The sequence below is a fragment of the Streptomyces sp. NPDC059906 genome (genome assembly GCF_042730645.1).
Classification (GTDB): Bacteria; Actinomycetota; Actinomycetes; order Streptomycetales; family Streptomycetaceae; genus Streptomyces; species Streptomyces rubrogriseus.
On sequence record NZ_JBHWKU010000023.1, the window covers coordinates 40,490 to 60,070 of the forward strand.

A 19,581-nucleotide genomic window follows, 5' to 3' on the forward strand; every position below is an offset into this window, starting at 1 on the left:
TCGGCGCCGTCCCGTCAGGTGCGGGTCCAGTGTTGGTTGGCGCCGTTCGAGCAGGAGTAGAGCTGGATCAGGGTTCCGTTGGCGGTGCCGGCTCCGACGGCGTCGAGGCAGCGGCCCGAACCGACGCCCTTGATCTGTCCCCCGTCCGCGGGGGGCTCCGAGGAGTCGCCGTCGCGCACACCTCAGACGGTGATGCCGAGGCAGCGTGGGACGGCCAGGCAGTCGTTGGTCACGTCGGCGTAGGTCGAGGCCGGGGCGCCCTGGATGTCGAGTTCGGTGACGGCCACGTCGACGCCGAGGGCGGCGCAGTTCTGCAGGGTGGTGCGGAAGTTGCTGTTGTAGGGGCTGCCGCTGTTGAAGTGCGACTGGAAGCCGACGCAGTCGATCGGCACGCCGCGCTGCTTGAAGTCACGCACCATCACGCACCATGTTGTACATGGCCTGGGTCTTGGCCCAGGTCCAGTCGTTGCCGCTGCGTTGCAGGTTGGAGTCCCGCCGCGCTCCCCCGTTGATGTGGTCGATCATCGCTTGGCGCACCTGTTCGAAGGCGTACAGGTATACAAGGTTCAGGGCCAGAACCAGTACCTCGTGATCGTCGAGGCGATGGGCGTCCCCCGAACGCGGGCGGGGACTACAACTCGCTGCCGTGGCGGCCGGGAGTCCTCACCCTGCGGCGCTGACCTTCCCGACGGACGGTGACGGCATGCGGTGCGGTGAGCGGCGTACGGCCAGTACCGCCAAGTCGTCCTGCTGCGCGCCCTCGGTGAAAGCATGGACATCGTCGACGAGTGCGTCGGTGAGCCGGCCCGCGGTGATGTCGACGTGGCCGTCGAGGCGTGTCTCCAGCGGGTAGAAGGCGCCTGTGGGGGAGCGGGCCTCGGTGAGACCGTCGGTGCACAGCAGCAGCGTCGCCCCGGCGGGGAAGGGGAACCAGGAGACCGTGCGCGGCTCGTCGACGAGGTCTGCCAGGCCGAGCGGCGCATGCTCCGTCCCCGCGCCCACGGCGGTGACGGTCCCGTCGTGCAGCAGGTAGGGCGGGATGTGGCCGCAGGTGACGAGCTGGGTCTCGGTACCGGCGTCCACGCCCAGGACGACGGCGGTGACGAACCGTTCCGGGTCACCGCGCTGTTCCGCGTAACCGTTGTGGCGGACCACCGCCGCCTCGAGCGAGTCCACGAGCGCGGTGACCGTGGGTTCGCGGTGGGCGGCCTCACGGAAGGCGCCGACCACGTCGATGGCCATGCCGATGGCCGGCAGCCCCTTGCCCTGGACGTCGCCGATCAGGACCCGGGTGCCCCAGGGGGTGGCCGCCACGTCGTAGATGTCGCCCCCGACGAGCTTGTCCTGCTGCACCGGCTCGTACACGCCGTCCACCAGCACGTCGTCGGTGAGCAGCGGCAGCGGACGCAGGATCTGCCGCTGCATCGCGGCGGCGGTCGACCGCAGACGCACCAGTGCCCCCTCGCGCGTGATGCGCAGCCAGGATCCGTAGACGGCCAGCGCGCCGAAGCCGAGGGCGAACAGGGCCAGGGTCACCCGGTCGGCGAGCTGCTCGGTGGACAGGGCCACGGGCACGATGACGACGACGCTCACCCAGGCGGAGACGAGCGCCGTCTGACGTGGGGTGCACAGCGCGGAGGCGAACGCCGGGAGGAACACCAGCAGCCCGATCAGCAGCACGGCGGTCTCGGTCACCGCGCCCAGGACGACCGTCACCACCGTCGCCGCGACCGTCACCAGTGCGACAGCACGCGTGGGGGGCGTGCGGATCGAAATGCCGTCGTCCGGGTCCGCACGGCTCCCCGCGGGGACCGGCGCCGCACGCAACGAACGGAACATGCGGGCATCCTCCAGTGGCGGTGTGATCGGACGGGCGAATGCCGCCTGTCGCGACAGACGGGCGGCCTCGATCATCCAATCTGCTGGACATGCCGGAGGGAGGCTGGCCGTACCGCACCGAAGTGCGTCCAACCGGGTGATTCGGGAATCGCTGCCACCCGGGACCGCTCACGTGCCACCGCCGCGCAGCCGAGGGTATGCGTCCGGCCGGGCGGCAACCCCTTGCGGGAGACCGTCCGGCCGGACTGGGTGGGTGAGGTTACCGGACGTCGTAGGCGCGGGTGATGGTCTGGGTGACCGCGTTGCCGTTGGCGTCGGTGAGGGCGGCCTTGGTCATGACCTGCTTGCCGGTGGCGCCGGTGTGGTCGAGGACGGCCGTCCACCTGCCGTTTCGCTGCTCGGTCGGCGCCTTGGTCCAGGTGTCGCCGCCGTCGTAGGAGTAGGACAGCGAGGCGGCCCTGATCGCGCCCGGGGTGTATCCGGCGTGGCCCTCGACCGACAGGCCGATCTCGATGCCGCTCTTGGCCGGCAGGGTGTTCATGCCGTCCACCGGCACGTCGTACCTCGGGAAGAGGATCGGCAGTCCGCGCGAGTAGACGTCGGGCTCTCGGTGGGAGCGGAAGCTCCACGTGGTGGCGACGGCCGTGGAGCGCAGCCAGTTCCTGTCCGAGGACGCGATCTTCTGCAGGCGCTGCGTGAGCTCGTACGCGGAGTCCTCGTCCGGCACCTTGAACGCGTCGTAGGGCCAGGCGCTGGTGGCGATCTGCTCGCCGTTGCGCTTCAGAGTCAGGTTGCCGAGGTCGCCGAACGATCCGCCGAAGGACCAGTGGGCGTCGGATCCGTCGGCCCAGAGCGCCGTCTGGATGCCGATCATGTCGCCCTGCCGTTCGGCGGCCAGCACCGGCTTGCCCGCGTCGTCCCGGGGGGCGACCGGGCTCATCGGGCCGCCGTACCACTCCTCGCTGCTCCGCTGTCCGGCCCGGTAGGTGCGCGGCTGGTCGCTCATGAATGCGGCGAACGGGAAGCTGGTCATCGCGCCGTGCAGCCAGGCGTCGTCGCCGGTGGTGTAGTAGGCGGTCCGGGTGGTGGGCACGTGGATCTCGCCGTACGGGCTGACGGGGATGTGGGAGGCGGGGCTCCCGGAGGGCCGCAGGAACATGGCGTCGAGGTAGTCGCCCTCCTTGCCCATGGCCTTCCACGTCTCGCGGACCTGGGCCAGCCGGGAGTCCTTCGGCCGGTAGACCCGGTCGGAGCCGAGCGGGCCCGCGGTCGGGAACGACAGGTTGTAGACGTACGGCGAGCCGTCCCCGGAGCCGGCCGCACGCCAGGTGGGCCGGAACTCGAAGGTGCCGTCCTTCGCTCGTCCGTCGACGTCCGCGTAGAACTCGTGGACGGACTCGTCCGCCGTGATCGATCCCGAGAGCTGCCAGGTGTCGTCCCACGTGCGGGCGTAGCTGAACGTGGTGTTCTCCACCGTCGAGGGACGGTCGGTGCGCAGGCTCAGCCGGTGCGCCTCGCGGGCGTCGAGGACGACGGTGGTGTCGTCGGTGATCCGCAGCTGCGGCTTGGCCAGGTAGCTGACCGATTCGGGTGCGTTGTCCGCGTCGTACGACGCCACGAAGGCGCTGAGGCTGTAGTCGCCCGGGCGGACGCGGTACGTCTGGTCGGTCGCCCCCGAGTTGCTCCGGCGCTCGCCCGTGTCGGCGTCGAGGCTGACCAGGTCCAGGGAGGAAGGGCCTGCCGCGGGTTCGCCGTCGCGGTCGACGACCTTGACCCGGAGGGTGACCGTCTCCGGCTGGACGTAGAGCGTGACGGGCACGGAGACGTGCACTCCGCGGCCGGTGGCCATGATCCGGCCGGTGACCGCGCCGTACTGGGCGTCCTTGAGGCGGGCGGTGGGGTCGATCCGGAGCGGCACTTCGACGGTGGCCCCGGCGGGGACTCTCACCTTGCCGTTCGCCGGCCTGATCACACCGGAGCGGACATCGCTGCCGTCGTTGCCGTGCACGCCGCTGACCTTCAGCTTCAGGGTGATGTCACGGTCGCCGGTGTTGGTGAAGGGCACCTTCACGGTGGTGCGGTCCGAGGTGTCCTGCGGCCAGTTGTAGCTGCCGGCCTGGACGGCGGGCGCGGAGAGCACCTCCTGGTTCACCGCGCCGAACACGTCGAGGACTCCGGCGCCGGTCTCGTCGGCGCCGGCGACCTTGCCGCCGGTGCGGGCGGACGCGACCAGGGCGGCCTTGATCTGCTGCGCGGTCCAGTCCGGGTGGGCCTGGCGGACGACGGCGGCGGCGCCCGCGACGTGCGGGGTGGCCATGGAGGTGCCGGACATGGTCCGGTAGGCGTAGACGCCGCGACCGCCCGCGCTGGCCGCCGAGATGTCGACGCCGGGGGCGGCGATCTCGGGCTTGAGGGTGTGGGTGACGGCCACGGGACCGCGGCTGGAGAAGGACGCGGTGGTGTCGTCGCGGTCGACGGCGCCGACCGTCAGTACGCCCGGCACGCAGCCGGGGGACGAGACGGTCTCGCTCTTCGGCCCCGTGTTGCCGGCGGCGACGACGAACAGCGTGTGCTTGTTCCGCGCGAGCTGCGCGGTGGCCTGGGCCACCGGGTCGGTGCAGTCGCCCACCGCGGGGTTGCCCAGACTCATGGAGACGACGTCGGCCTTCTGGTCCACGGCCCACTGCATACCCGCGATGATCCAGGAATCCAGGCCGTAGCCCTGGTCGTTGAGGACCTTGCCGACGAGCAGGGAAGCCCCGGGTGCGACCCCCCTGTTGCGGCCGTCGCTGGCCGCTCCGGTCCCGCCGGCCGTCGAGGCGGTGTGGGTGCCGTGGCCCACCAGGTCGTTCGTGCTCGCCGCGTCCGTGAAGTTCTTGGTCGCCGCGATCTGCTTCACCAGGTCCGGGTGTTCGGCGTCGACGCCCGTGTCCAGCACGGCGACCTTGGTGCCCTCGCCGTCGTAGCCGGCCGCCCATGCCTCCGGCGCGTGCACCTGGGCGGTGGACCGGTCCAGCGTGGCCTCGACCTTGCCGTCCAGCCACAGCTTCTCGAGCGCGGAACCGGAACGTGAGCGGGGGTTGCTGATGTCCTGCCAGAAGCCGGCCGCCGTGTCCTTGTCCGCCTTCAGCGCGACGCCGTCCACCGCGGGAAGGCTCAGGCCCCGTTCGGAACCGCGAGGGGCCGCCGGTGCGCCGTCGGCGACGTTCACCCGCTCGTCGTAGGTGGCGATGAGCGGCAGCGAGTCGGTGTGTGCGTCGTCGTAGCCCTGGCGGATGAGGCCCGTGACGTTGAACAGCTGTTCGTCGACCTTGCCCTCGGCGATCGCCCCGGAGGCGGACTCGGGGTAGACGTAGAGGTCCTCGCCCAGCTGCCGGGTCTGGAACATCGGCCGGGTGCCGTCCTCGCGGGGCAGCACGGCCGCCGAGCTGCGGCCCGAGGAGTCCGTGATCACCATCACCTTGTCACCGGTGACGAGGGTGACCGTGGTGCGCTTGCCGTCCTTCGCGGCGGCCTCGCTGCCGACGAGGGGGCGTTGGTCCGAGGTACCGTCGGGCGGCGCGTCCGCTGCCCCGGAAGGTGTCACCGCGGTGACGGCCAGGGCGGCGGCGCTCGCCGCTCCCCAGGCCATACGCGTTATGGAACGCATGAATCTCCCCATCTGATCCCGTGGACAGGCTGTGCTGCGCCGCAGCCTGGCAGACACGTGGACGTCGCAGGGGCGCCGAGCGTGGCGGGTTCGCCGCATGGCGGATACCCGTCACGCGGACTTCAGAGCCAGCCCGCGCGTGCCGCGTGCCAGCCGAGTTGGAGGCGGGAGTCCGCTCCCGCGAGATCCATCAGACGGCGTGTCCGACGCTCCACGGTGCGTATGGAGAGGCCGAGTTGAGAGGCGGCGCGACGGTCCGAGATCCCTGCCAGGAGCAGCGAGAGGACCTCCAGTTCGCCCTGGGTCGGCTGCGGATCGGCTGCCGCCTCGACGCGCACACCCGTGGGCGTCGCGTACAGCGGCCTGGCGTGGACCCATTCCCTCTCGAAGAGATGAACCAGCGCCGTCAGCAACCCGCTGCGGTGCACCACGATGGCGCTCGGCTCGCCGTCGGAGTCCGCCACGTCCAGTGGCACCATGGCACGGTCCCGGTCCGACACGACCATCTTCAGCGGCAACGAGTCGATCACGCGAAGCCGGAGGCCCGCCGAGATGGCCCCCCGCAGGTCCCTTGCCACGTCGAGGTCGTCCAGGTAGTCCTTGGCGGCCACGACGCGGAAGTCGACGTCGCGGTCCAGTGCGGAGCTCTCCGACGGGTCGGCGTCCTCGCGAGGCACCGCGGTGGGCGCGCCCTTGAGAAGGACGAGCAACTCCTGCTGGGCGCCCCGCTGCAGTTGGTGGAACCGGTGCGCGACCTGCTCCACGCCGACGACCACCTCCACGACGCTGCCCGCGGCATGCGCCGCCGTACTGCGGTACTGCTCCGTCAGCATCGAATACGCGGCCTCGGCCCGGTGCAGCGCGTTGCGTTGCTCGACGAGGAACGGGGCCAGGGCCACCGAGGGAGGCGTGAGCCGGTAGCGTTCGGACGGGTGTCCGGCCGCGCAGCCGGACGGTTCGCAGGTCCCGCTCTCGGCCTCGGTGACCGGCGCGACCAGGCCACGTGCCGTCAGGTCGAGCAGGATGCGGGTGCTCTCTGCCTGCTCCAGCCCGGTCTGCCGCGCGAGATCCTGCGCGGAGGCCGTGGGGCGGGCCAGAAGCGCACTGTAGACGGCCTCCTCGGCCGGCCCGAGTCCCAGTACCTCCAGCATTCGGTTCCCCCTCGATCGACCGCCGGGATCCGTCCCGCCCGTTCGGCGGTCTCAGCGATCCGGGGTCTGTTCGTTCCGACCTGAGTTCGATCGATGCAGGATAGGAGCCGCAGGCAGGTCCGTGGGGCTGCGGGCCGCGTCGACTCCGTTCGCCGGCCCGGGAGACGGCGACCCAGGAGACGGAGACCCGGGAGACCGAGACCCGGGAGACGGCGACCCGGGAGACGGAGACCCGGGTCGCCGGGAACCTTCGGCCGGCTGCCGGACACGGACAGGGTATGGAACTGAACGACGCCGGTCCCGCCGTACCGGTCGGCGGGGCGTCCGACCGGGAGCTGTGGGCGAGGGCCGTCGACGGCGATCGCGAGGCCTTCGGCCGGATCTTCGACCGTCACGGGAAGGCCGTCTACAACCATCTCTTCCGGCGGACGGCCGACTGGTCCGAGGCCGAGGACCTCACGTCCGCGGTGTTCCTGCACGCCTGGCGGCGGCGGTCACAGACGGTGCTCGACCGCGACTCGGCGCTGCCGTGGCTGCTGGGCATCGCCAACGGCCAGTTGTCGAACACCAGGCGGCGGTTGAGACGGGCCGAGGCGCTGCTGCACCGGCTCGTCTCGCACGAGGAGCACGAGGAGTCGGTGGGCGACCACGCGGACCGCGTCGCCGGGCTGGTCGACGACGAGCGCCGTATGTCCGAGATCCACCGGGCGCTGGCCCGGCTGCCGCGGCACGAACGCGAGGTCGTCGAACTCTGTGTCTGGTCGGGCCTCGACCAGCAGGCGGCCGCGGCGGTGCTGAAGGTGGCGGTGGGAACCGTGAAGTCCCGACTGCACCGGGCGCGGCGCAGGCTCGGGGCGGACCTCGGCTCAGCCGCGGCCCCGCCGCCGTTCGGTTCCAGGAATCCCGTCAACGAGAAGGAGGTCGCACGATGAACGACCCGAAGGGCGTTCCCGCGGCTCCTTGCGATCGTGATCTGCCGAACCACCGGCGGACCCGAGAGGAACTACTGATGAAGATCGGTCCGGAGAACAACGGGGCCCCGTCGCCGCGCAGATGGGGACTCCGGTGGGGTGTGCCGCTCGGTGTCGCCACCGGCGTGACGGCGGTGAGCGTCGCGGCCGTGGTCGTCCTCGGCGGATCGGGGAGCACCGGACCGAGTGCCGCCGACCCCGCGCACGGCGGCACGGGCCCGGCCAACTCCACTCCGGCACCGAGTCCGAGCGCGTCGTCCTCGCCCGGAGGGACCTCGCCCGGCGGGACCTCGCCCGAGGCCGGCTTCACCGTCACCGACGCGACCACGACCCCGATCGACGCCGGTACCGCCACCCGGATCCTCTCCTCCTGCCTCGGGGCGGACGCGTCGAGGTACCACGCCGCCGTCGCGGTCCGTACGCCCCTCGCCACCGAGGACTGGGACGGCGTGGTCGTCGCCGTCGACTCCGCCGGCCAGTACGTGCAGTGCCAGTCGAAGGGCGACAAGGGCACCAGCCAGGACTCCCCGCCCACCTTCATCAACGACCGCCTGTGGGGCACCGGCCGGATCGTCGAGTACTTCGACTCCATGCTCGTGCCCGCCGGGGAGGGGAAGTACCTCACGCTGGGCGCCGGGCACTACTCGTCCGACGTCGCCAGGATCACCATCAGCTACGGGGAGGACCCGAAGCAGTACCCCGCCCGCATGGCCGACGGCGCGTTCGTCTACGGGGCCGCGCTCTCCCCGGACACGCCCCCCGGCCCGCGCTACACGGGCCCGAGCCCCTACGTCCACGCCTACGACGCGTCGGGCCGGGAGATCTACAACCAGGCCGAGGACCCGAAGTTCACCGACGAGCAGTAGGTCCCCCGTCTCGGGGGGCGCCGGGATCGACGACCAGAGCACACTCCGACGGCGCCGACCATTGTGGCCGGGCGTCGGGGCGGCTATGGTCCCCCTTATGTGAGAGAGCTACCTCATTTAAGAGGTGGATCAGCATCAGGGGAATGGAGTGTCATCATGTTCATTGCTGCGGCGACGGACGGCGTGTCCGTCGCTCCGAGCTGGGACCGCGCTGCCGCGGCCGACACGCGCCGACTGGGGGAGGTGCCGGCCGCCCACGTCGGCGACGCGCTGGAGCGGATGACCGTCATGGACGGCGGCATCCGGCTGCTCACCGGGCGCGCCGTCCTCCTGGGGAACGCCCTCACGGTGGACGTGCGCTCCGGCGACAACCTCGCCGTCCACCGGGCGCTCGACGAGGCCGGGCCGGGCGACGTCCTGGTCGTCAACGGCCACGGGGACACGACCCGCGCGCTGGTCGGCGACCTCATCGGCGAGATCATGGTGAACACCGGTGTCACCGGCGCCGTGGTCGACGGCGCGGTCCGTGACGTACAGGCACTGTCCGGGATGGGGCTGGCCGTCTACGCCCGGGCGATCACCCCCGCCGGGCCCTTCAAGGACGGGCCCGGCGCCGTCGGATGCCCGGTGGCGGTCGGCGGCATGGTCGTGGCGCCGGGTGACGTGCTCGTCGGTGACGCCGACGGCGTCGTCGTCGTTCCCCGGCGGCGGGTGGCGGAGGTCGTGGCCGCGGTCGACGGGATCGCCGAGAAGGAGGACGCGCTGCGCGGGCGCATCCTCGCCGCCCGCCCCGACCGCGCGGTGGTGGCCCGATGACCGCCGCGTCGCCCGCCGCCCGGATCGCGGAACTGCGCCGCCTCTCGCGCCGCCCGGCCCTCGCTCCGGCCCCGCCGGGGGCCGTCTCCCTGGCCATGGGGGAGCCGGACTTCCCGACCCCGCCGACGGTGGTCCAGGCCGCGGTGTCCGCCCTGCGCGAGGGGCACACCCACTACGCCGACCAGCGGGGCCTGCGGGAGCTGCGCGCCGCGCTCGCGGCGGGACTGCCGGAGCGTCCCGGCCGGGCGTGGGACGCGGACGACGTCCTGGTCACCCACGGCGCCACCGCCGCGCTGGCGGCGGTGGTGCTCGCGACGATCGGCCCCGGCGACCGGGTGGTGGTCCCGGAGCCCGCCTACTCGCTCTACGCCGACCTGGTCGTCCTCGCCGGCGGCACCGTGGACTTCGTCCCGCTCGCCCCGGACCTGCACTGGGACCTCGACGCACTGGCCGCCGCGCTCCCCGGCGCCGCGATGATGATCTTCTCGAACCCGTCGAACCCGACCGGCATCGTGCACCGCGGGGAGGAACTCGAGGCGCTCGGCAAGCTCCTCGACGGCACCGACGTCCTGGTCGTCAGCGACGAGGCGTACCACCGGCTGACCCACCCGGGCCACGAACCGGTCTCGGCGCTGGAGATCGAGTCGCTGCGCGACCGGACGGTGTACGTGCAGACGTTCTCCAAGACGTACGCGATGACCGGCTGGCGGGTGGGGTACGCGACCGGGCCGCGGGCGGTGCTGGACGCGGCGGCCCAGGTGCACCGGACCTGGAACGGCTCGCTGAACACGGCGGTCCAGCACGCCGCCCTGGCCGCCCTGGAACTGCCGGACGGCGTCGTCGAGGCGATGGCCGACCGGTACCGGCAGCGCCGCGACCTGGTCGTCGGGCGGCTGTCCGGCGTGCCCGGTCTGCACCTGGTGCCGCCGGAGGGGGCCTTCTACGGGTTCCTGCGCTACGACTCGGGCCTGCCCTCGGAGGTGGTCGCGCGCGAACTCGCCGCGCGCCAGGTGCTCGTCCGGGCCGGTGCCGAATACGGGCCCTCGGGCGAGGGGCACCTGCGGATCTCGTTCGCGGCCTCCGAGGACGACCTGTGGGTCGGGCTGGAACGGCTCGTCCGCTACTTCGGCGAGGCGCGCTCCTGAGGGCCCCGCACGGCACCTCGGCCGGGGCCGCCACCCCAAGGCGATACCCTTTGCCTGCACTTCTGTGAGGCGGAGGACGCCCGTGACCGATCAGCAGGCCGCCCCGCGCGGGCGGCGCAAGCCGCGCAGCGACACCCGGCGCAACCACCGCCGCCTCCTCCAGGCCGTCGGCGAGCTGGCCCGGGAGGCGCCCGACCGGCTGACCATGCAGGCGGTCGCGTCCCGCGCGGAGATCGGTCCGGCCACCGCGTACCGCTACTACTCCTCGGTGGACGACGTGCTGGCGGCCTATGTGCTCAGCGTCGTCGAGCAGCTGCGCGACTTCAGCCTCGCCTGTGCCGCGCAGGGGCGGCCCCTGTTCGACGCCCTCGTGGACAAGTGGGTGGACCTGCTCGCCGAGCACGGCCCGGCGCTGGTGCAGCTGCGGTCCCGCCGGGGCTACCTGGAGCGGCTGCACGACGGCAACGAGATCATCGTCGCGCTGCGGGACGCCTGGAGCGAGCCCGTACGCGGACTGCTCGACGACATCGGCGTGCCGGACGGGATGCTCGAACACGCCCTGTTCCTCAGCAACATGATCTTCGACCCCCGGGAGATCCAGGACCTGCTGCGCGAGACGGGTCTGTCCCGCCGTGAGGTCATCGCCCGGCTGACCGAGGCGTACTGCGGCGCGCTGCGCGGGTGGGTGCGCGCGGGCTGACCGCCCCACCCCCTACCCCGGTATCACTCCACATCGGCTCCCGGGTATGACGCCCGGCGCACAGCCGTCCGCCCACTCTGGACCTCGTCGTCAGGCACCACCGCACCCGCGTTGGAGCCTTCCTTCAGGCGGCCCATGAAGTGATAGAAGAATCTCAAATAAGATGACTCTACCCAATGGAGGTCAGTGATGACCAAGCACCGGCAAGAGACCGTACGAGCGGGCGAACTCGACGTCGGGTTTCTCGACAGCGGCGACGGCGTGCCGCTCCTGCTCGTCCACGGCGGGGAGAGCGACCGCACCCAGTTCGCCACGCTCCGCGCGGGGCTCGGCACGGGGATCAGGGCGATCTCGTACGACCAGCGCGACTCCGGGATCACCGTGAACCCGCCGGTCCCCTACACGCCCGAGGTCCTCGCCGACGACCTCGTCGCCCTGCTCGACGCGCTGGGGCTCGCGCGGGCGCACCTGCTGGGCACCTCCTTCGGCGGCGCCGTCGCCCAGCACGCCGCACGCCGGCACCCCGAACGGGTGGCGTCCCTCGTCCTGGTCGCCACCACGCCGAGCTACGCGATGGGCAGCGCGGCGATCGACGAACTCCTGGAGATGTCCCACGAGGACCGGCAGAAGGCGGCCGCGGACTTCTTCTTCACGCCCGAGGGCCAGGCCGAGCAGCGTGCCCGGCCGGCCCGGACGCTCACCCGCCGCACCCCCGAGCAGAGCGTCCGCCGCCACGACGCCGCCCGCCGGCACGAGATACGGGAAGGCCTCGGGGAGATCACCGCACCCACCCTGATCGTGCACGGCACGCAGGACCGGCTGGCGCCCTACGAAGGCGCCCTCCTGATGGAACGACGCATCCCGAACGCCGAGCTGCGCCCGATCGAGGGCGGACGCCACGGGATCGCGGTGGAGTTCGCGGACACGGTCGCCCACCGGGTGCGCGAGTTCCTCGGGGTCAACGGACATGGCTGACGCCGCCCGCGAGGTCGCGGACCGGATGGCCGAGGCCGCCCGGGCGTGGCTGGACTCCCTGGACTGCCTGGACTCCCTGGACGACGGGCGGCGCGGGGCCGCGGTCGGACCGGCACCGGCCCCGGGCACCCCGGGCGAGGCCGAGGACGAACGCACCCGCTGGTACTACACGCCCACGGACCACGGCGGCCTGACCCTCCACCAGCAGCGCCCGGCCCAGCAGCGCCTGGCCATGCGACTGGTCGCCAGCGGGCTGTCCGAGGCCGGATACGTCACCGTCGCCACCGTGCTCGGCCTGGAGAACGTGCTCGACCACGTCGAGGGCTTCTCGGTGAACTGGGGCCGGGAGCGGACCCGCGACCCCGGCATGTACTACCTGCGCGTCTTCGGCGAGCCCGGCGGGCCGCGGCCGTGGGGCTGGCGGTTCGGCGGCCACCACGTCTCGCTCAACAACCTCGTCGTGGACGGGCGCGTCGTCGCCACCACCCCCTGCTTCCTGGGCGCCGACCCCGCCGCCTCGCCCCTGCTGGGCGGCTCGACGCTGCGCCCGCTGGGGACGGCCGAGGACCTGGCGCGCGAACTGGTCCGTTCCCTGCGCCCCGAGGCCGCCGCCCGCGCGGTCCTGCTGCCCCGCGCCCCGAACGACATCGTGGCGGGCAACAGCGCCCGCCTAGGCGACCGCGTGATCAGACGCGGCGAACTCTGGCGCCCCGGCACCCACACCCCGGACCGCGCCGAGCAGCCGTCCACCGCACTCGACGGTGACGAACGGCGGGCGCTGGCCCTCACCCCGGCGCCCAGGGGTGTGCCGGGCGCGGAACTCGACGCGGCGCAGCGGGAGTTGCTGCGCTCCCTGCTCGGCGCCTATCTCGGCCGCGTCCCGGACGGGGTGTCGCCCCTGCCCCGCTACGACGACCCCGCGGCACTGGACGCCGTACACCTCGCCTGGGCGGGTCCGACCGCGCCGGGCGAGCCGCACTACTACCGGCTGCAGGGCCCCCGGCTGCTCATCGAGTGGACCAACGTCCACCGCGGCGTCAACCACGCGCACGCCGTGTGGCGGGACCCGGAAACCGACTTCGGCGGCGACGTCCTGGCCGCCCACCACGCGGCCCACCATGCCGCCCATCACGCAGCCGACCACGCCGCCCACCACGCCGCCCACCACCCGAACGGAAGGTGACTGACATGGCCGGTCGACCGCCGTCACCGTCCGACGCCCCTGCGCACACCACCCGCCCCACCCTCCGCGGCTCCTTCGGCATGTGCGCGTCGACGCACTGGCTGGCGACCGCGACCGCCCAGTCCGTACTGGAGCGGGGCGGCAACGCCTTCGACGCCGCCGTGGCCGGTGGCTTCGTGCTGCACGTCGCCGAACCCCACCTCAACGGCCCAGGCGGTGACCTCGTCGCCGTGCTCGCGACCGCCGCGGACCCGTCGCCGCGGGTGCTGGCGGGCCAGGGACACGCGCCGCGCGGAGCCACGATCGAGCACTTCCGGGCCGAGGGGCTCGACCACGTCCCGGGCGCGGGAGCGCTCGCCGCCGCCGTCCCGGGCGCCGTCGACTCCTGGCTCTGGCTGCTCGCCGAGTTCGGCACCTGGGAACTCGCCGACGTCCTGGCCCACGCCATCGACTACGCGGAGCACGGGGTGCCGGTCGTACCGCAGTTGGCACGCGTCCTGGCCACGGTCGAGGAGCTCTTCCGCACGCACTGGCCGACGTCGTACGCGCTGTGGATGCCCGAGGGCCGCGTCCCCGCGCCGTACGCCACTCTCGTCAACCCCGTCTACGCCCGCACCCTGCGCCGGCTGGCCACGGCGGCCACGGCGGCCACGGCGGCTTCCGGCGGGACGCGGACCGCCCGGATCGACGCCGCGCGGCGCGCCTGGCGCACCGGGTTCGTGGCGGCGGCCGTCGCCGAGTTCGCGGCCGTGCCGCACCGGCACTCCTCGGGCGGCGACCACGCCGGAGTCATCACCGCGGCCGACTTCACCGACTTCCACCCGTCCCTGGAACCCGCGGTCACCGCACGCTTCAGGGGGACCACGGTGGCCAAGGCGGGCCTGTGGTCCCAGGGACCGGTGCTGCTGCAGGCCCTCACCATGCTGGACCACTTCGACGACGCGCGGCTCGACCCGTCGACCGCCGAGGGCGTCCACACCCTCACCGAGGCCCTGAAGCTGGCCATGGCCGACCGGGAGGCGTACTACGGCCACCTCGACCCGGCGGAGGCGGAGGCCGTGCTGCGCCGGCTGCTGTCCCCCCGCTACGGCAAGGAGCGCGCGAGTCTGATCCGGCCGATCGCCTCCACCGCCTTCCGGCCCGGCCGCATCGGCGTCCCGCCGTACACCCCGCCGCTCGTCACCCGGGGGACCGCCCAGCAGGCCGACGGCGTGGGTGAACCCACCGTGCAGCAGACCGGGGAGACCCGGGGCGACACCTGCCACATCGACGTCGTCGACCGCTGGGGGAACATCGTCTCCGCCACACCGTCGGGAGGGTGGCTCCAGTCCTCGCCCGCCGTGCCGGAACTGGGCTTCGCGCTCGGCACCCGGCTCCAGATGACCTGGCTGGACCCGGCCGCCCCCTCCCGTCTGACCCCGGGCCGACGGCCGCGTACGACGCTGACACCGACCCTGCTGCTCCGCGACGGCAACCCGGTGGCCGCCCTCGGCACACCCGGCGGCGACCAGCAGGACCAGTGGCAACTGATCTACCTGGTACGCACGCTGGCCCTGGGCATGGACCCGCAGGAGGCGATCGACGCACCCGCCTTCCACACCACCGCCGTACCGAGTTCGTTCTGGCCGCGGACCTGGACGCCCGGGGGACTGGTGATCGAGGAGCGCGCGGGCGGGGCGGTCGTCGAGGAACTGCGCGCACGCGGCCACCAGGTGACCGTCTCCGGGCCCTGGAGCCAGGGCCGGCTGTCCGTCGTCACACGTGATCCGGACAGCGGCGTACTCCGGGCGGCCGCGAACCCGCGCGGCGCCCAGGGCTACGCGGCCGGACGATGAACGTGCGGCGGCGGGCGACACAACCCGCTCTGATGCTCGCCCTCACCTTCGCGACCGGCGTCGTCGACGCCGTCGGCTACCTGCGCCTCGACCAGGTGTTCGCGGGCAACATGACGGGCAACGTGGTCATCCTCGGCATGGCGGCCACGGGCGGCGGTACGGGACTGCCGGTGCTCGGACCGGTCGTGGCGCTCGCCTCCTTCCTCGCCGGCGCGGCGACGGCCGGGCGGGCCCTGCGCACCGCCGCCCCGGGCTGGACCAGCCGGTGCGCGGCGCTGCTGGGCGGCGTCGGACTGGTCCTGACCGCGACGGCTCTCGGCCTGGCCGTCGTCGGCGCCGACACCTCCGGCGCCCGCGCGGGCATGGCGTCGTCACTCGCCCTGGCCATGGGGGCGCAGGCGGCGACCGCCCGTCACCTGGCCGTCAAGGACGTCACCACCGTGGTCGTGACCTCCACGCTGACCGGCCTCGCGGCCGACTCCCGGCTGGGCGCGGCCCGCGGCCGGGGCGCCCGGCGCCGGACCGCCGCCGTCGCGCTCATCGTCGCCGGAGCGGCGGCCGGCGCGCTGCTGTGCCAGGTGCACGAGGGCCTCGCGGTGGCGGCGGCGGCCTGCGTCGTCCTGGCCGTGCCGGCTCTCGGCAGCCGGGCGGCACCGGCCACGACCGGAACTCCCTCGACCGCTCCCTCCACCGCTCCACCGACCGCTTCCGCAACGGCTCCTTCGACCGCTCCATCAACGGCCCTCCTGAGGCCATGACGGAAAGGACGCTCATGACCACGACCCTGGCTCCCCCGGTCCCCATCGGGAAGGCCGCCGTCGGCGCCCTCGGCATACTGGCACTGTCCACCGGTGCCCTGGAGTCGGTGGTGTCACCGACGATCCCGCTCCTGGAACGCGAACTGGACATGAGCCAGTCCGAGGGAGCACTGCTCAGCATCGTCCTCCTCATCACCGGCGCGCTCATCACCCCGCTGGCGGGCAAGTTCGGCGACCGCTACGGCGGGAAGAAGGTCCTGATCCGCCTGATGGCGGTGGTCTCGCTCGGCGGCACGGTGTCCGCCCTGGCGCCGAACCTGCCCGTGCTGCTGGTCGGACAGGTGTTGCAGGGCGCGATGATCGGCGCGCTGCCCCTGTCGTTCATCGTGGTCCGCAAACACCTGCCCGCCGGCGAGTCCAAGGTGGCCATCGGGGTGGTCAGCGGACTCTTCGTCGGCGGGTCGATGGTCGGCATGCTGTCGGCCGGCCCGGTGGCGGAACAGCTCTCCCGGCACTGGATGTTCGCGCTGCCGACGCTCGCGGTCGTCGGGTCCACCCTGCTCGTCAACAGGCTGATGCCGGCCGATCCGCCGGGCCGGTCGGACGACGCCGGGATCGACTGGCCCGGCCTGCTGCTCCTGAGCGGCACGCTGGTCACCCTCATGCTCGTCCTCGCGCTGGCGCCCGAAGCCGGCTCGGCGCCACTGGTGCTCCTCGCCCTGGTCGTACTGCTGGCCGTCTTCGTCACCGGATGGGTGCGGGTCGAACGGCGGGCGGCCGCGCCGATGATCGACCTGAACATGCTGGCACGGCCCGCGATATGGAAGGCGTGCGTGCTGACCTTCGTGATCTGCCTCGGCACCACGATGGCGGTCTACCTCGTTCCGCAACTGCTCGACGAGCGCGGCGACGGCTACGGATTCCGGGCCAGCGCCACCGAGATCGGGTTCTACCTGCTGCCCGGCGCCATCGCCGCGACGCTGGCCGGGCCGCTCGGCGGGCTCGGGGACCGGCGCTTCGGTTCGCGCGCCGTGGTCAACACCGGCGTCGTCATGATGGCCGTCGGACTGCTCGCCGTGGCGGCCGTCCACACCGAGATCTGGCACCTCGTCGTCGGCAAGGTGCTGATCGCGCTGGCCAACGGCCTGTGCGTCACGGCGATGATGACCAGCACCGCCACCGCCGTCGACCCGAACGACACCGGCATCGCCACCAGTCTGATCCTGGTGAGCCGCGTGCTCGGCTCCGCGGTCGGCGGCCAGCTCGGCGGTGCTCTCCTCACCGCCGGAACCCCCTCCGGGTCGGAGGTCGCGGCCGAATCGGCCTACGTCACCGGCTTCGTCATCGCCGGCGTCGTCGTGTCGCTGGCCCTGTTCGTCACCCGCACCATGAGCAAAGGAGTCAAAGCATGACCCGCACCGCACCGAGGCGCAGCGTCCTGATCTCCGGGGCCAGCATCGCCGGTCCCGCCCTGGCCTTCTGGCTCAACCGCCACGGATACGAGGTCACCGTGGTGGAGAAGGCCGGGACCCTCCGCAGCGGCGGCTACCCCATCGACGTACGCGGCACCGCACTCGACGTCGTGGAGCGGATGGGGATCCTGCCGCGACTGCGCGACGCGCACATCGACCTGCGCCGGATCACCTTCCTCGACGGGGACGGCGACGAGGTGACCTCGCTCCACCCGCACGCCGTCACCGGCGGGGTGACCGGACGGGACCTGGAGATACGGCGCGGGGACCTGACCGACGCGCTGTACACGGCGGTCAGGGACGACGTGGAGTTCCTCTTCAACGACTCCATAGACACCCTCGACCAGTCCGGGCCCGGAGTCGACGTCACCTTCCACGGCGGCAGCAGTCGTCGGTTCGACATGGTCTTCGGCGCGGACGGCATGCACTCGCGCACCCGCGAGACGCTGTTCGGCCCCGAGGAGCAGTTCCACCGCCATCTCGGCTACTGCTTCGCCGTGTTCACCATGCCCAACACCCTCGGCCTCTCCCACGAGACGGTGATGTGGAACACCCCCGGCAGGGCGGCGGCCGTCTACGCCGTGGGCGACGACGAGGAGGTGCACGCCTTCCTCAACTTCGCCCAGCCCCACCCGCCCTACGACGCCTTCGGCGACCCGAAGGCCCAACGGGCCCTGCTCGCCGACGTCTTCGCCGACGCCGGCTGGGAGGTCCCCGGCATCCTGGGCGCCCTCCACGACGCGGACGACGTGTTCTTCGACGCGGTCGGCCAGATCCGGATGCCGCGCTGGACCGAGGGCAGGGTCGCGCTGCTGGGCGACGCCGCGTACGCGCCCTCGTTCCTCACCGGCCAGGGCACCAGCCTCGCCCTCGTCGGCGCCTACATGCTCGCCGGGTCCCTCGCCGACCGGGACCACGCCGAGGGCTTCGCAGCGTACGAGCAGGCCACCCGTGACTTCGTGACCCTGAACCAGGACCTGGTCGGCGAGGGCGGCGCCACCCTCTTCCCGACCACCGCCCAGGCCCTGGCGCAGCGCAACGCCCGACTGCGCGCCCTCAGCGCCATGCCCGCCCCGGAACCCCGGCCGGCCCACTCGGCCCTGACGCTGCCGTCCTTCGGCACCCGCTGACTCCGCTCGGTTCCACAGCGCCGTTGCCCGAGCGGAAGGGCCCCGGTCACCCCACGAGGATGGCCGGGGCCGCCCCGACGGACCCGGCCCGCGGTGAGGCGCGCGAAAACCGCTGGAACAGCGCCGCCGTGTGTCACTACCGTGCTGCCGGACCAAGTCGCCCAGGCAAGGACGTGCCGTTGTACACCCTGTGAGACCTCCCGAGTGCTGATCTGTCGCGCGTCGCACATGTGCCACGCGCTCCTTTCCGCTGCGGTCTTCTCACTGGAACCGGTGTACCTCTGTGCTCGACAACTGGGTCGTCATGCCCACCTGCCTGCCTCTCGTCCTGCGCCGTTGCCACACGTGTGCGTCCGGGCACTTCCGGGCGAACGGCAAGTTCCGCGTCAACGCGCACCACAAGCTCCTCGACGCCTGGCTCCTCGTGCTCTGCACCGCTTGCGGGGACACGGCGAAGCTCACGGTCCTGGAGCGGATGAACGTGCGCTCCGTACGGCCCGAGCTGCTGGACCGCCTGCACGCGAACGATCCCGGCCTGGCGGCCGAGTTGCTGCAGGATCCGGTCGTGCGGCGCCGCAATCGCATCGCCCTCGACTGGGCCGACGCCTGGCGCCTCGACACCGGCGGATCGGATCACCTGGACCGCGAGGTGATCGACGTCTCGGTCCGCTTCGCGGCGCGGATTCCGGTCCGGCCGGTGCGACTGATCGCTGAAGGGTGCGGTCTTTCGCGGGCCGGGGCCGAGAGGCTGATCACCGAGGGCAGACTCGTTTCGGCAGTCCGGCTGAGCGACAAGCTGTCCGGCGACTTCACCTTCACGCTCAAGCGCTGAGCCCTCCTCGGCACCAGGGGCCTGAAGAGCGCGGCGACGCTCCTACGCCGTACGCGTCGGAGGAGCCTGAGAATTGAGTTCGCGTCAAGTATGCGGACACGAAGGGGCGTTGCCGTAACACGTCCGGTCCGCCGCGATCGGGCCGGAATCCCGTGTTCGACTTCGCCCGGCCGCTCCGGGGCGATATCTTCTCCCCGTCCGGACATTCGAGGGGGGCGGGTGAGGAAGCTGTCTGTGCGGCCTGGTGACCGACCGCGCT

At 72.5% G+C, this 19,581-nt stretch carries 15 protein-coding genes and 2 pseudogenes; 13 read left to right on the forward strand and 4 right to left on the reverse strand.

What is annotated here, in order from left to right; all coding sequences use genetic code 11:
* Positions 1–17 precede the first annotated feature (17 nt).
* Positions 18–537, reverse strand: a pseudogene (locus tag ACFV9J_RS28770) (endo-1,4-beta-xylanase); the annotation flags it as partial.
* Here ACFV9J_RS28770 and ACFV9J_RS28775 point away from each other — a divergent pair.
* A pseudogene (locus tag ACFV9J_RS28775) lies at positions 457–680 on the forward strand (non-reducing end alpha-L-arabinofuranosidase family hydrolase); the annotation flags it as partial. The pseudogenes ACFV9J_RS28770 and ACFV9J_RS28775 sit on opposite strands and share 81 nt — an antisense overlap.
* Here ACFV9J_RS28775 and ACFV9J_RS28780 read toward each other — a convergent pair.
* The 3 genes from ACFV9J_RS28780 to ACFV9J_RS28790 form a co-directional block, all read right to left on the reverse strand.
* A complete protein-coding gene (locus ACFV9J_RS28780; protein ID WP_385358738.1) occupies positions 664–1,839 on the reverse strand; it encodes a PP2C family protein-serine/threonine phosphatase in 1,176 nt (391 codons plus the stop codon). The pseudogene ACFV9J_RS28775 and the gene ACFV9J_RS28780 overlap by 17 nt on opposite strands.
* A 259-nt stretch (positions 1,840–2,098) precedes the next feature.
* Positions 2,099–5,488 carry a S8 family serine peptidase gene (locus ACFV9J_RS28785; RefSeq protein WP_385358741.1) on the reverse strand — a complete coding sequence of 1,130 codons (3,390 nt, stop codon included), beginning with the start codon at positions 5,486–5,488 and terminating at the stop codon, positions 2,099–2,101.
* 122 nt (positions 5,489–5,610) lie between these two features.
* Positions 5,611–6,639, reverse strand: a complete 1,029-nt coding sequence (locus tag ACFV9J_RS28790) for a helix-turn-helix domain-containing protein (RefSeq protein WP_385358744.1) — start codon at positions 6,637–6,639, stop codon at positions 5,611–5,613.
* Between the two features lie 278 nt (positions 6,640–6,917).
* On the opposite strand from ACFV9J_RS28790, the gene ACFV9J_RS28795 reads away from it, so the two are divergent.
* From ACFV9J_RS28795 to ACFV9J_RS28850, 12 genes are all read left to right on the forward strand, one after another.
* A complete protein-coding gene (locus tag ACFV9J_RS28795; protein WP_385358747.1) occupies positions 6,918–7,571 on the forward strand; it encodes an RNA polymerase sigma factor in 654 nt (217 codons plus the stop codon).
* A 77-nt stretch (positions 7,572–7,648) separates the two neighbouring features.
* On the forward strand, positions 7,649–8,476 hold the full coding sequence (locus tag ACFV9J_RS28800; RefSeq protein ID WP_385358749.1) for a hypothetical protein: 828 nt from the start codon (positions 7,649–7,651) through the stop codon (positions 8,474–8,476).
* Between the two features lie 156 nt (positions 8,477–8,632).
* Positions 8,633–9,292, forward strand: coding sequence for an RraA family protein (locus ACFV9J_RS28805; RefSeq protein ID WP_385358752.1), 660 nt, complete (start codon positions 8,633–8,635; stop codon positions 9,290–9,292).
* Positions 9,289–10,437 (forward strand): pyridoxal phosphate-dependent aminotransferase, encoded by a 1,149-nt coding sequence (locus ACFV9J_RS28810; RefSeq protein ID WP_385358755.1) that lies wholly within the window; start codon positions 9,289–9,291, stop codon positions 10,435–10,437. The genes ACFV9J_RS28805 and ACFV9J_RS28810 overlap by 4 nt, the downstream gene beginning before the upstream one ends.
* A gap of 82 nt (positions 10,438–10,519) precedes the next feature.
* Positions 10,520–11,137 carry a TetR/AcrR family transcriptional regulator gene (locus ACFV9J_RS28815; RefSeq protein ID WP_385358758.1) on the forward strand — a complete coding sequence of 206 codons (618 nt, stop codon included), beginning with the start codon at positions 10,520–10,522 and terminating at the stop codon, positions 11,135–11,137.
* Between the two features lie 189 nt (positions 11,138–11,326).
* A complete protein-coding gene (locus tag ACFV9J_RS28820; RefSeq protein ID WP_385358761.1) occupies positions 11,327–12,112 on the forward strand; it encodes an alpha/beta fold hydrolase in 786 nt (261 codons plus the stop codon).
* The gene (locus ACFV9J_RS28825) at positions 12,105–13,295 is read left to right on the forward strand and encodes a DUF3500 domain-containing protein (RefSeq protein WP_385358764.1); all 1,191 of its coding nucleotides are present in this window, start codon (positions 12,105–12,107) and stop codon (positions 13,293–13,295) included. Before ACFV9J_RS28820 ends, ACFV9J_RS28825 begins: the two co-directional genes overlap by 8 nt.
* 5 nt (positions 13,296–13,300) lie before the next feature.
* On the forward strand, positions 13,301–15,130 hold the full coding sequence (locus tag ACFV9J_RS28830) for a gamma-glutamyltransferase family protein (RefSeq protein ID WP_385358766.1): 1,830 nt from the start codon (positions 13,301–13,303) through the stop codon (positions 15,128–15,130).
* A gap of 32 nt (positions 15,131–15,162) precedes the next feature.
* The gene (locus ACFV9J_RS28835; protein WP_385358768.1) at positions 15,163–15,888 is read left to right on the forward strand and encodes a YoaK family protein; all 726 of its coding nucleotides are present in this window, start codon (positions 15,163–15,165) and stop codon (positions 15,886–15,888) included.
* Between the two features lie 14 nt (positions 15,889–15,902).
* On the forward strand, positions 15,903–17,300 hold the full coding sequence (locus ACFV9J_RS28840) for an MFS transporter (protein WP_385358770.1): 1,398 nt from the start codon (positions 15,903–15,905) through the stop codon (positions 17,298–17,300).
* Entirely contained in the window at positions 17,297–18,490 is a 1,194-nt protein-coding gene (locus tag ACFV9J_RS28845; RefSeq protein ID WP_385358772.1) for an FAD-dependent monooxygenase, read from the forward strand. The genes ACFV9J_RS28840 and ACFV9J_RS28845 overlap by 4 nt, the downstream gene beginning before the upstream one ends.
* Positions 18,491–18,773: 283 nt before the next feature.
* The gene (locus tag ACFV9J_RS28850) at positions 18,774–19,322 is read left to right on the forward strand and encodes a DUF1062 domain-containing protein (protein ID WP_385358774.1); all 549 of its coding nucleotides are present in this window, start codon (positions 18,774–18,776) and stop codon (positions 19,320–19,322) included.
* The last annotated feature ends 259 nt before the right edge of the window (positions 19,323–19,581 follow it).

Coding starts and splice junctions, on each gene's coding strand:
- ACFV9J_RS28810 (WP_385358755.1), top strand. CDS start 9,289: ATGACCGCCGCGTCGCCCGCCGCCCGGATCGCGGAACTGCGCCGCCTC.
- ACFV9J_RS28805 (WP_385358752.1), top strand. CDS start 8,633: ATGTTCATTGCTGCGGCGACGGACGGCGTGTCCGTCGCTCCGAGCTGG.
- ACFV9J_RS28835 (WP_385358768.1), top strand. CDS start 15,163: ATGCTCGCCCTCACCTTCGCGACCGGCGTCGTCGACGCCGTCGGCTAC.
- ACFV9J_RS28845 (WP_385358772.1), top strand. CDS start 17,297: ATGACCCGCACCGCACCGAGGCGCAGCGTCCTGATCTCCGGGGCCAGC.
- ACFV9J_RS28825 (WP_385358764.1), top strand. CDS start 12,105: ATGGCTGACGCCGCCCGCGAGGTCGCGGACCGGATGGCCGAGGCCGCC.
- ACFV9J_RS28785 (WP_385358741.1), bottom strand. CDS start 5,488: ATGCGTTCCATAACGCGTATGGCCTGGGGAGCGGCGAGCGCCGCCGCC.
- ACFV9J_RS28840 (WP_385358770.1), top strand. CDS start 15,903: ATGACCACGACCCTGGCTCCCCCGGTCCCCATCGGGAAGGCCGCCGTC.
- ACFV9J_RS28790 (WP_385358744.1), bottom strand. CDS start 6,639: ATGCTGGAGGTACTGGGACTCGGGCCGGCCGAGGAGGCCGTCTACAGT.
- ACFV9J_RS28800 (WP_385358749.1), top strand. CDS start 7,649: ATGAAGATCGGTCCGGAGAACAACGGGGCCCCGTCGCCGCGCAGATGG.
- ACFV9J_RS28780 (WP_385358738.1), bottom strand. CDS start 1,839: ATGTTCCGTTCGTTGCGTGCGGCGCCGGTCCCCGCGGGGAGCCGTGCG.
- ACFV9J_RS28830 (WP_385358766.1), top strand. CDS start 13,301: ATGGCCGGTCGACCGCCGTCACCGTCCGACGCCCCTGCGCACACCACC.
- ACFV9J_RS28795 (WP_385358747.1), top strand. CDS start 6,918: ATGGAACTGAACGACGCCGGTCCCGCCGTACCGGTCGGCGGGGCGTCC.
- ACFV9J_RS28820 (WP_385358761.1), top strand. CDS start 11,327: ATGACCAAGCACCGGCAAGAGACCGTACGAGCGGGCGAACTCGACGTC.